The 12,198-nt window shown below is 42.6% G+C and carries 11 protein-coding genes and 2 pseudogenes; 5 read left to right on the plus strand and 8 right to left on the minus strand.

Translation table 11 applies throughout. From position 1 onward, the window contains the following. Positions 1-254: pseudogene (locus L5M29_RS23155) on the plus strand (IS4 family transposase); the annotation flags it as partial. A 103-nt stretch (positions 255-357) separates the two neighbouring features. Here the strand turns inward: L5M29_RS23155 and L5M29_RS23160 are convergent. Next, positions 358-2,775 carry an Ig-like domain-containing protein gene (locus L5M29_RS23160; protein ID WP_263149259.1) on the minus strand — a complete coding sequence of 806 codons (2,418 nt, stop codon included), beginning with the start codon at positions 2,773-2,775 and terminating at the stop codon, positions 358-360. Between the two features lie 10 nt (positions 2,776-2,785). After that, positions 2,786-5,167, minus strand: coding sequence for an Ig-like domain-containing protein (locus L5M29_RS23165; RefSeq protein WP_263149260.1), 2,382 nt, complete (start codon positions 5,165-5,167; stop codon positions 2,786-2,788). A 109-nt stretch (positions 5,168-5,276) separates the two neighbouring features. Between L5M29_RS23165 and L5M29_RS23170 the strand changes: the two genes are divergently transcribed. After that, a complete protein-coding gene (locus L5M29_RS23170; protein ID WP_037431062.1) occupies positions 5,277-5,561 on the plus strand; it encodes a hypothetical protein in 285 nt (94 codons plus the stop codon). On the opposite strand, the gene L5M29_RS23175 is transcribed toward L5M29_RS23170, so the two are convergent. Further along, a complete protein-coding gene (locus L5M29_RS23175) occupies positions 5,542-5,994 on the minus strand; it encodes a hypothetical protein (RefSeq protein WP_259564278.1) in 453 nt (150 codons plus the stop codon). The two genes, L5M29_RS23170 and L5M29_RS23175, sit on opposite strands and share 20 nt — an antisense overlap. A gap of 82 nt (positions 5,995-6,076) precedes the next feature. Between L5M29_RS23175 and L5M29_RS23180 the strand changes: the two genes are divergently transcribed. Beyond that, entirely contained in the window at positions 6,077-6,376 is a 300-nt protein-coding gene (locus tag L5M29_RS23180) for a hypothetical protein (RefSeq protein WP_037431063.1), read from the plus strand. Positions 6,377-6,378: 2 nt separating this feature from the next. Here the strand turns inward: L5M29_RS23180 and L5M29_RS23185 are convergent, their stop codons facing one another. Further along, the gene (locus L5M29_RS23185) at positions 6,379-7,098 is read right to left on the minus strand and encodes a hypothetical protein (RefSeq protein WP_263149261.1); all 720 of its coding nucleotides are present in this window, start codon (positions 7,096-7,098) and stop codon (positions 6,379-6,381) included. 75 nt (positions 7,099-7,173) lie between these two features. After that, positions 7,174-7,908: an OmpA family protein gene (locus tag L5M29_RS23190; RefSeq protein ID WP_263149262.1), complete on the minus strand. Its 735-nt coding sequence runs from the start codon at positions 7,906-7,908 to the stop codon at positions 7,174-7,176. A 123-nt stretch (positions 7,909-8,031) separates the two neighbouring features. Between L5M29_RS23190 and L5M29_RS23195 the strand changes: the two genes are divergently transcribed. After that, the gene (locus tag L5M29_RS23195; RefSeq protein ID WP_259564288.1) at positions 8,032-8,904 is read left to right on the plus strand and encodes a DNA replication terminus site-binding protein; all 873 of its coding nucleotides are present in this window, start codon (positions 8,032-8,034) and stop codon (positions 8,902-8,904) included. 143 nt (positions 8,905-9,047) lie between these two features. Further along, entirely contained in the window at positions 9,048-9,953 is a 906-nt protein-coding gene (locus tag L5M29_RS23200) for a hypothetical protein (protein WP_011711611.1), read from the plus strand. Positions 9,954-9,975: 22 nt separating this feature from the next. On the opposite strand, the gene L5M29_RS23205 is transcribed toward L5M29_RS23200, so the two are convergent. From L5M29_RS23205 to L5M29_RS23215, 3 genes and pseudogenes are all read right to left on the minus strand, one after another. Then, entirely contained in the window at positions 9,976-10,521 is a 546-nt protein-coding gene (locus tag L5M29_RS23205) for a hypothetical protein (protein WP_259564290.1), read from the minus strand. A gap of 13 nt (positions 10,522-10,534) precedes the next feature. Continuing rightward, on the minus strand, positions 10,535-11,425 hold the full coding sequence (locus L5M29_RS23210) for a hypothetical protein (RefSeq protein ID WP_259564292.1): 891 nt from the start codon (positions 11,423-11,425) through the stop codon (positions 10,535-10,537). A gap of 108 nt (positions 11,426-11,533) precedes the next feature. Next, positions 11,534-12,198: pseudogene (locus L5M29_RS23215) on the minus strand (conjugal transfer protein TraG); the annotation flags it as partial.

Here is a 12,198-nt window from a genome sequence, read left to right on the forward strand (position 1 = left end):
GATGGTTCAATGCCTGTTGTGGCTTGGTTCAATGCCTGTTGTGGCTAGTTGGTTTACACGCACAGCAACAGGGCTGGGATAAGCATTTTCAGGCCAATACCATTGGGCATCGAACGGTACTCTCAACGATTCGCTTGGGATTGGAGGTACTCAGGCGGCCTGATTATCAAATCACGGAGAAAGAATTGCTGGCGGCCTGGGTATTATTCGCCAATCAGTTGCTCAAATATGGCTATGCTATGGCTGATTTATGAGGGGATCCTTCAGTACTGAAATGGCAGTGACCACATCGGTGTACTGCCTTTTCAAAAAACTTCTGCGCAATCCGTATTTCAGTATTTTAAGTCAATCAAAGTTTTAGATACTGCTCTTCACTTCTAATATTTCAAATAAAAACTGCGCCTTTCCTTTTTGACCACTCACAGCGGGATACACCGAAAATTTAACCACTCCCGATTTGGCAACAGGGTTTAGCGTTACCGTTTGACCAGGCTTTACTACTTGACCAAGTACTTGAACACTTATTTCAGCATCAGTGCGTAACGTAAATAAAGCATCTTGCGGTCCCGAAGCGAGCTGGCTTTCAACTGTTCTCAGATCATTAATGACGACTTCACTGACAGGATTGTCTACAGAGCTAGCTAAATCCTTAGATACTGCAAGAGTTGTTAATGAGCCTACATTTACTATGTTAGGCGGCTGATAAGTAAAGCTCTTGCTACTAACGCCTTGGTTGCCAAAAACGTCGGTAGCTTTCACCGTTAAAGTATAAATCTCACCGGATGTAAGTGATGGGAAAAGCCTTGGATATTGCAATGAATACACGTTATTGCCTTTACTTACAGTGGCCAAATAAACCGTGTCGTTAGCTGAGCCGCCGGAGATAATAACACTATCGATGGTGTAGCTTGATTCATCTGCAATGGACACTACCAAGTCATCTAGCCCGACAATGTCATTGAATACTGCACTACCGGAATTGGTAATGCTTATTGTTGGTGCGGCGTTTTCTATTTTGAATGTTTGAAGCGGGGACACAGTGGTAGGCCCGTGATTCTCGACCATCTCTAATTCTAGTGAATGGTTTCCAGTCGGCAGAGAGTTTAAGTTAAAGACGTATTCCCAATTAACACCGTTGCGAATTGAACTAATAGGGTTTAAATATTTTGTACCATATTTAATTCTAGCGGCCTTCATGACTAACCTTTCAAACCAACTGCCTGCACCCGGTAGATAAACAAATGCAGTAAGAGTGTTAGTTGTCGTATCAACTTTATAACTGGTCATTTGCGGGTATTGAGCATCGTTATAGGTTGATTCGCCGTAGCTGTAATTCGCGTAAAGTGTTCCCATCGGCAGGCCCACTGACACAACACCGATAGCATCGTGCAAATAGCCATATCCACCTTTGGTCATCTCATATGTTAAACCCGTTAAGCTACAAATTGACTCACCTGCTGGAATGTCGCAAGAATATCCACGAAAACTTGCGCGTTGCACGTAATCCCGCGGCTGCACCCGAAGCTCAAAATCAGTCATTGTAGCTGGCAAAATCGAATTATGATGCTTGATCCCTGTCGTAATAGGCATTCGAACGTCATTTAACAAAAATGTTGCTGACGTCAACACTGGGGATTTTGAAGCAGTTTCAGACAATGACAAATTGTATTGGATAGTGCCTGCCATCCATCGACCAAAGTCAACCCACTTAATTTGGTTTGCGCTGTTATATCCAAATGGCGCTGTCATATCAAAATAACCGTATTCACCATTAATTATAACATTTGTCGCTCCCACTGAGTTCGCGAGAGCAAGCCCCCCTTTCACTCCAGCGTCTCGAACGTTATCTACTGGTACTCTATATAACAATCGAACGGGGTTGGTTTTGACTGTCATGCCTGGCGTATAAGCTACAAAACCTACAAATGAACTAGATACACTTTCAGCCAAGTTTGCATCCGGGTCGAAGACTGCAAAAGGAGAAGATGGAGCCCCACCATAGTTGTCGTAATAGAATGTTTTGACAGTTGAACGAGTGATGTTACCTGCGGCATCATATAGCTGAGCCTGCATTGAATATGGTTCAGAAGCGTTATTTGACGGTAATATATTTGATAAGTCTGTTTGTGCATTTATCACAGCTTTGAATGCTGCTTGGTCTATGACCATGGGTCTTGTTAATACGATGGAATCGGAATTTAGTTTTTGTACAATGACAGAACCTGAAACCGCACCTTTTACATCCGTTATCCAAATTTTCGATTCTTCGCCGGAGTTTTGTGTATTTAGCCACCAAATTTCATTCGACCCTGTTTCGGCACCATAATTGCCTGTACCATTTCCATACCAGTCTCCAATGATAGGTCCCTCAGTATCAACTTCAACAACCTTTGTATACTGATCAATTGTTGTACCAGAACTGTTAATCGTTTCGATTTTAAGGCTATACAAACCATCCATCAATTTGGGGATAGTTATTGATTTTCCGTAAAATTCTCGTCCAGAAAAGCTTAACCTGTCAGAAACTCGAATAAAATCTGTGGTGTTGTTGAACACCGTCACTCCACTGGTGTTGATGACTGATAGCTTAAGTTTGTTATCAAGCCCTCCAGAGAGGTAAACCATCGCATCAGTTTGAGGGTTAATGAGCGAGCCCTCAGTGGTTTTCACTGTAGCGTTGGTGTCTGTATACGAAAAGCCTTCTACTGCCGCGTTAGCCATGCCAGAGCAGATGACGCTACACAGCCCTAAAAGTAGTGATTTATTAATTTGCATGGCCTGCCCTTTAATTGGTAGAAGTGATTTGCGGAATGTCGATCATGAAGCTTGCCTGCCCTTTCACACCAGGAGAAGCAGAGTAAACAGGAATAACAACTTCACCTGTGATGCTGGGGATGATCGTGATTTGTTTAGTTTCCCCAGGTTGCAACACGCTACCAAGGATATTGACGTTGATTTTGGCGTCACTGCGTAACGTGATAAATGCCGTTTGAGCACCGGACGCGAGTTGTCCTTCAGCCGTTCTGAGCACACCAGTTTTAATTGATGTAATTGGGTCGTTTTGCGTGTTCTGCAGTTGTTTATTAACAGCCAAAGTCGTCATTTGCCCAACTTGCAATAAGTTGGCAGGCAAATACAAGAAGGTTGAAGTTAACGTCGATGCGTTCCCTGCTGTATCTTGAGCGGTAATATTGATAGTGTAAGTTTCATTCGCTTCCAAACTAGGGAATAAACGAGGGTAATTCAGGTCGTAAACACCATCACCTAAATTATTTGTAGAAACATAAACTGAATCCTTAGCAGCCCCTCCAGATAGCACAACCGAATTGATATTGGCTTCACTATCATCAGTAATGCTGATACGTAAACTCTCTAAACCATTAATGGTGCTTCCGTTTGAGATTTGCGCTCCAGAAGGCGATTGCAATCGCAAAACTGGAGGCGTAGTGTCGTTTAGATAATTGGATAGAATCGACTGTGTTACCCGATTACCATAGGTGTCATCTGCGTAAAACGAAATATTTTGACGACCACTTGGTAATCGATTGAGTTTAAAAGTAACTCGATGACGGCCGGTGCCGGTGATCACCCAAGAATCGGGAGATATTGCGAAGCCTAAACTAGATTGCAATCGGAAAACCTCTGTCTTCCACATTCCAGAACGCCAATCGCTAGTAGTGTTCGTGTCGTACACGTTTACAGTTATTGAATCATCAGTAACATTGACCGATTCGATTGTGGGAGCAATAAAATCCCAATATGTATACCAATAATTAAATTGAGCACTAAAACGTCCATCACTGACACCGTTCACACTTGAGTAGACCACATAGCTGTAGGGTGTATAGCCAAAACCAGACTCAAATACTCTGTTGATTGTAACATCGCAATAGGTTTCACCAATTGGGATAACACAGGAGCCTAAACCTGAAACAACGGCTAATTGTTCATAACCCATTTTTTCACTGTTTAGACGAAGCCTTACCACTTTTGTGTATTTGCCAACACTGATTCTTTCGCCCCCACTGCCACCTTCCTCACTAAACCATTGTACAGTGTCAGGTTGCTTAGTAGGCGAACGATCAACACCTGGGCCTAGGGTGAACTTGAAATCAGAAAGGTAATTGACTGAGTGAATGCCACTTTTCGTCAGCGCAACCCAATATGGGTTTACTGTAGGATATGAGACAGTAAATTCGTTATAGACAAAATCACCATCTCGATAACCATAACTACTCCAACCATAATCCCCGTTTGCTTCCAACGTTTCAGAATAGGGCCGTCTATAGCGGACTTTTATCGGATTGTTGTAGATGGTCATCCAAGATGTGTACGGCTTCCACGTAGCACTTGAAGCATCATAAATGTCGCTACGAACTGGTAAGGGATATGAGGCTTTTTCGATAAACGAGCGAGCAGTAAAATCTGAATAATTACCTGCTGCATCAAAGACCCTAAAACCAGCCTGATACCAACCTCTATCACTGGGTAAAACCTCAGATGGTAGGGACGAAAGGCTCGCAGTGGAAGTATCTAAATCCAATTGAGCATTAATCGAATTTATTAATGAAAGGCTCACATCATCTTTCACAATGTAGAGAACATTTTTGAGCCCAGCACCTGTATCTTGAATACCTGTGAGTTTTAATTGGCCGAAATCCATAGGGCTATATGAAGCTAAAGTTCCACCGAAGGATCTATAGTTAAAAGCTAAATCAGAACTATTAGCTGTTGGTGCTTGAGTATCTATTGTCACCGGAATAGACCAAGAGCCAATCACATTCCCATCAACGGATAACAAGTCAGCCTGTAAGGTATAATTTCCCTGTAAATTAGGCGCAACTATAGAGATCTGTTTTCCGTAAAAGTCTTTTCCTTGAAATGTAATTCTGTCGGAAACACCAACCACACCCGTATTGACTTCGTTAAGCTTGACCCCACTAGAAAGCCAATATAGTTTTAGCTTTCGGTCAAGACCGGCAGACACATAAACATTCATTGAATGTGCAAGAACCGGGTTGATGGCCATAGCGGAAGCAGGTGTCAAAGTCGTCTGTTCTTGCATAACAGACGTAAAGGTCATACCTTCAATTTCCGCAAATGCAAAATGTGGCAAGGCTAATAACGCAGCCGCTAAAAGTTTGTAGCGATGCTGACTGAAATTCATAAGTGGCTCCTTCATCGAGAGCGATTATTTTAACACAGATAATTAAGTTTGCATGTTATTTAATCTAAGTTAAGATCTAACATAAACCATAGTTCTAGGTAGGAAATTCATGAAACTTATCAGACTGATTAAAGCCGTATCCATTTGTGCGATTGCTTCAGCTACGCTAAATGTCTACGCCAAAGATGATGGCAAGAAACGGCCAACCCTAAACGAATTGATGGCTGAAAATGCTTACATCGAACTTGCTGAACGTAATGAGCTCAGCAAGCCAGTTGTCTCTTCATGGGAACAAAAAACGATGAAATCAGAAGGTGGGAAAACCACGGAGGTTGTTGAGTCTTGGAAAGTCGAAACACGTATATACAGTAAGCCTAAGAGTGACAAACCTTAATCAGTTTTGCTAACTGCCCATGAACCTGCTCAGCTAATCCCCGCGAATTGGTAAGCACGATACTTTTGTCACTGAGAACCACGCGATAAGCGTTCATTGTACTTTCAATTTTAAGTTCATCATTGGCTAAGTTGAATTCTCGACTCCAAATGCGCCCCCCCCACAGTGTCAACTCGAGCAGGCAATCAGACTCGTAAAGATAAGACATATAGACCTTTTTCTTTAATCCAAGCGCCACCAACGCCCCCCCCCCAAGTACAACCATCCCAGCCCAAGGAGTTAATGAGTTATGGAGGTTGACGATCACAGACAACGTGCTGAAACCCACAATTGAGATCAACGAATAAAAAACTGAGCGAGGGTAAGGTGTGAATGAAGTACCAAACCATACTCGGATTTTAGGGTTGTTGTGACAAATTCTTATCGCATTCACAAAATTACATCTCCATATTTGAATTAGGATGGATTATAGTAGCGTCAATAACACAAATCTATAATGCTAAGGCATATGTAAATTGTTTATTTCATATTCAGAATTAGTGGACGAATGCGGTAAACTACTAGAGTCAGAAATGCCAGTAGTGCTAGTTCAAATTATTCATGCCCGAGGTCACAGCGCGGCCTACCATTTAAAACTGGGAGTTATCCCAGAATCAAATGACAAGATCATTGTTAAGTACCAACTTCCAAGCATGACCGATAATCCATCGGTTGCGCAGACGTGGATAGAGACTCTTCTGTCGCATTATCCTCAACTGGCTATCCACACCTACGGCGCTTTCAAAACTCATTCCTTGCCGATTGAAAACGCCTAGCACTACTGCTGGACAGGATAGTACGGCAGCTGTGTAAAGGTTTGAACGGTATTTAACAGGCAATGTGAGTCAATGTTAGGGTAATTTCGTGCAAATACATCCAATGCGTAGACCCCGAGTAAGTAAGCATCATCAAAGCTCACAGGAACAGCTTTTGGCTTCTTGCCACCCTCATTGATTGAGAAGAAAAACCCATTCTGTTGTCGCTTGACCGAGATGCTTTTGTTTTTCTGTGGGCCATGTGACTTAAACTCAATGAATGGAATGAATCCGAATAGCACGGCTAGCAAATGCCGATATTCAGTCGCGGTGATTTGAATTATTGTCTTATCCTGCCAATCAAACTTTTTAGTGCCATCCCCCATTCCGTTTGCGCCTTCAATGTTCAAGGTGTGAAAACCTTTCTTAGTGACAGATGCGACGATGGTCAGCGCAGCGGCCTTACCGTGGATTTTTACCGATTTTTCAAATTCTGGAGCAGCTGCAGGCTGAACATTATGAGCGCTTTGTGCGGATTGCTCTTCAAATCCGCGGCGATTGTCATGCTGGGGTTGGTACTGCTGATATTCATCATAATTTGCGGCCTCGTGGTGAGGCTCAATATTCATAGGGTTACCTTGGCGCGGTTGATAATAAAGCGTCTGCTGTTGCATTGGAGCAGATTGAGATTGGGCTTGTGGGGTTGCGTTGTAAGCGGGTTGGCTGTAATAGCTGTTATTCATTTTTAAATCTCCACTAATCATCATGACTATGATTAGACCAGACATTTCAAATGACGCAAAAATTGGCCTTTCGACTCAATAATACAACTCGACTTTACGCCACAACTTCAAATTGTCAGTATGACCGCTCATAAGTGGTGGCGAATACGAAGCCCCATAGCTAACGACGCTAATCAGTTCACTAGGCACCCCTTTGGTGACCAATTCGTTTTTTACTCGCTCCGCACGTTTGCGTCCAAGAGCAAGATTGTAATCAGCTGAGCCACTAATATCAGCATAACCAACAACCAGCACTCTACCGTGGGTTTTTAAAAGATAATCACGGTGCTTAGCCAAAACATATTGAGCCTCGGCAATATCGGAATAGCCGACAGCATCATACTCAAAATAAAGCGTTCTATCGGTGGGTTGGTGAATAATGATTTGGGCATCATCATTGAATTGTTGCTGATAACTCTTTTCATCATTTGCAGCTGGCACTTGTGTTGGCAGATAGCTATCACTGTAAGCAGATGAAACTGCGGCACGATAAACGTCACGATAGTACTTCATCATGGAGCTACGGCCATCATTAACAGCCGCATCTCTCGCCTTTTCCAATTCGAAAGCGAGATCGCCTATTTTTCGCCCAGCATCAGCTGAAAGGTTCCGAACGTCGTTTCTTTGTTGATGCCTTACATTGATATTTTGATCATAAATTGTTTTACTACAGCAATCAGTAATTTCTGGTATTTCAGTTGATACTGATACAGCGCACGCTGAAAGCATCATGGCGAACAGTGATACTGTTGCTAGTTTGTTGATTTTCATCATATGGCCTACACAGTTTTCTAAACGCAAAGTTTTTAATATATAATAACATTTTTTTAGAAGAGTTCTAAGTTTTCAAATGAATCAGAAGAAAGGGAATTTCGGAATTTTACGAGGTAGACGGTGACTAACGCCGAATTCGACATTAACTCTTTTGATGTTTTGTACAACAAACTGACTCTTGAATTAATTGAACTAGCCAGTCATCTTCCTGATGCAGCTAGCAATCAGTCATTTTTTTATAAAATAACTCCTTCACCCCAAACATTTGATAAATTCAAAGTAGAACTATTTTCTGACATCAAAGCGCGAGGGTGGATAGCATCTTCCTTAACTCAAATGACGCTTTCTGAAGATTCAATCGGCAGAACCAGTATAACACCAGGTGTTATCATTTTCCCTCATTCAGAATATAACCATATAAATCAACTGATTGAAAAAATAAATAATACGAAAGATAACATTCAAGCGTTACTATCAACGCATGACCTACACAAGTTAAGAGCAACGTTAGCCCGGCAAAATACATTGTGCTCACTCGTTATGCTCACAAGAAAAATCCACGTTTTAAAATGCGAAGAAAAATCTACCATTTCAGTCTCTTGGTACATGAGAAGTGGAATGCGCGTTTTGAAAGAAAAGGATTTTTCAACAAGAATACAAAAAGCAGTGCAAAACAACATTCTGGAATTTTCAAAAGGAAATGAATATCTAGAAATTTTTCAAAAAAACCAAAAATCACATAGTTTTCGAATAAAAAGAAACATAATACCAACAACGATTTACAACATTTGGAAAGCTGGTAGTAGTAAAGAAAAACTGCAATACAACGGCCAAACACCTCTTTTCGTTTTCTCCGATTACGACATAAAGGTCAAACACTTAGAAAGTAATTACGGTACTAAGACGCGTTCAAAACGCAATGATGCAACGCCTGACACGGATCTTCTCATTCCAGAATTACACATTTACATGTCAAAGATTAACAAGGAATGATTAACCTATAGAATATTTGAATTGTGTTTGTGAGAGATTTCGCACATACTCATAGATGAAAATCGTACTGAGTAGACAGCTACCCTCTCAGGAATTTTACGAGCCTAGCCAGCGCGAAGCCGTCAAAAAATCGAGAAAACATCATGAATAGCAACAACGTACTTAAATTTCCGGTTACTGCACCACTAACGCACGTACCCAAGGATAACATCAAAAAACCAGAGCAAGTTGCTTCGGAGAAGATGATAACCTCACGGAAAGGGGTGCAGTTTTTATCTTATGAAGATTGGGTGGAGTATATAAAAGATCTCGGAGTTACCAGTCGTGCAGAATGGCTTAGATACGTCGAGGCTAATGAAATCCCTCCATATCTACCAGTGTCGCCATCATTATTCTATGGCCGTAGAGGATTATGGCAAGGTTGGGGGGTGTTGAACCCTAACGCACCTGTAATACCGCAATCGGAAGAAGATGACATTCATAGTCGCGGCGGCGTATTTGCTAGTTATGAGACATCTTCCGAATATGCCAAAGCATCTGGCATTAAAACAATGGCCGAATGGGTGGAGTATCACCAGAAGAATGAAAAACCTAAAAACATTCCTTCTGATCCTCGTTCTTTCTATACAAGAAAAGGTATGTGGCAATCTTGGAACCATTTCCTAGGAAATGAAGAACCTTATGATTACCACCAAAAAGGTACTCTTGAGAAAGTGAAAAGATGGTTTAAAGAAAATAACATCACCACTTCAACTCAATTTTTAGAAATGGCTGCAAATAAACAACTGCCTGACTTTGTGCCAGCAGCACCGACCATGTTATTCGGTGTCAAGTTCAAAGACCTTCTTGCTAAAAGACAAAAGTACGTCACTTTTAACCAAGCTAGTAAAGAAGTTAAGAAGTGGAATTGCAGCAGTATGTTGGAATTTAGAGCTAAACATCGCGAATTGAAAGCCAGTGGCAACAAACTAGCGACTCAAATTCCGTCTGCACCAGATCGCGTTTATAAAGACCTTTGGAAAGGCTGGACAAACTTCCTTCAAGGTTAATTTCCTAAAAAAAGCTGGGACATCAATAACTTGAAAGTGTGTAGTCAAGATAAATTCCCAGCTTATCAAGCGCCTCAAAGCTCATAAAGATCCTTGACATCTCTCCCGCATTTTTTTGATTCATCGCTTTAGAATACTGTTCAAAAGCCTTTTGAAATTCCTGATTTTGCTCCAACCTCAAAACATTTTTATAAGCACGATCAATCACATCACCTCTCACTGTAATTGTTTTGCTCGCAACAATTCTAAATATCGGCTCCGACTGGCCTTCTATCTCTCCTTGTTCAAAGGCTAAATCGCTCCCGGTAACTTCATACGGGGACAAATTCAAAACCATCACCACTTCCCAAGGCTTTTCAATCTTGCGGCCTGACTGCATCAAAGCATCGTAAAGCGCATATTGAATCGATTTGATACTTCCTGTGTGCGCAAGAGAATCGGCGTCGTCGAATCCATGAACAATTAACCTGGACACACCATTACCACGATAATCATACTCACCCGCAATGACATCTGTGTGAGTTAACAACATAGTAATTATTAGCAGCGCGGCACTAATTTTTTGCATATAAAATCCTCCCCTACTTCGACGGCAACGCTTGAATCGTAGCGTTCATACCGATGGGTACTTGGGTATTTTTCAAATTGTTGACAGATACGACCTTTTTACCGACTGAGATAAATGCGCCATCCATCCTTTTAATCATCTGTTGGTCAGGATATTTAATCTGCTGTTGAGGCTTATGTGACAGAACGGCTTCAAAGACCATATCAGGCCTTGAGCTAACATCATCTACCGTGCCTAAAGTGGGCCCCTTTACCCCACGACGCCCGTAAGCGTCAGCGAGCATGACTTTGTAGCGCATAACCCAATAATCCAAAAAGGTTTCAGTAGAGACAAACTGATAGTCGGATGGCATCGTGTTCTCATGATTGCCGGTGATCACAAACAAACTATTAGGAGTGCCATAAATTCTATCTTCTTTTTCTTTCAAATAGCGTCCATCAATCGGTGTCCAATGGCGCCGATTCTGCGAAGATAGATGCACATCCGTTTCCAACTGTTTTAATAACGCGGACTCGTCGTAAGGACGAATGCTAACGGTGATATCTGCTTTAATCTCAATACCAGCAGACAACACGTTATAGCAAAATTCAACACTATTTACAGAATACATATAGGAACTTGCAGTAACGACCTCATGTAATACCGATTCGTCATTAGATGATGACCTGATCAATACGCCCTGTTGTGCTGTAGGGTTCAATTTGGAATAAATTGCTTTTCTCGCCGCTCGGTCAATTAGATCTGCTTTGAAATTGTTGAGTGACATCTTGCGGCCCACTGGTTTGCCACTTAAATAACTCACACCCCATAAATCGGTTGCTGACTCTGTAACAGTCAGTTCTTCAGCATTGACAATACAGGTTGAGCTAAACCAAGCTGCCACTAATAGGCTAATTATCTTCAAAATTTTCCCCCTACCATTACATTTCCATCCATGCTACACCACTAATCAAATCCAGCAAATTCCCAAAAAAACGGCGGTAGAAACCGCCGAATTTCAAACCAAAATCTATCAACGCTCCATCGTTGGCACGTTGCTATTGGAAGTGTCCATAGATGGGCCACCGCTGCTATTGGAACCTGCGACAGAGTGACCGCTGGCCGCACCACCACCCACTAAATCAACACTGTTATAACTCACGTTTGAGGGTTGGACGTTGTTCCCGAATCCGCCCATTACAGAGAAATTGAATCCAGCTTGATTACCATCGAATGCGTAAGGATTGTTCTCTACAACGGTACTTCCCGATTGCGTAGAATTTTCGGCCGGAGTTTCGACATAACGAACCTCTGGCTCACTTCTTTCAGGACTAGCGGTGTTTACCGCATCACCTTGAACCGTTGCCGCAGGGGATGCGCCTTGTTGGCTCACCGTGTCACCCTGAGCCATGGCCGCTGGCGCTGCGCCTTGCTGGCTCACAGTGTCACCTTGAACCGTTGCTGCAGGGGATGCGCCTTGTTGGCTCACTGTGTCACCCTGAGCCATGGTTGCTGGAGCTGCGCCATGTTGGCTCACCGCATCACCTTGAGTTGCGGCCGCTGGGGCTGCGCCTTGTTGGCTCACCGTGTCACCCTGAGCCATGGCCGCTGGGGCTGCGCCTTGTTGGCTCACTGTGTCACCCTGAGCCATGGTTGCTGGAGCTGCGCCATGTTGGCTCACCGCATCACCTTGAGTTG

Origin of the sequence: Shewanella sp. SM95 (assembly GCF_025653595.1) — a bacterium.
In the GTDB taxonomy this organism is placed as follows: domain Bacteria; phylum Pseudomonadota; class Gammaproteobacteria; order Enterobacterales; family Shewanellaceae; genus Shewanella; species Shewanella oncorhynchi.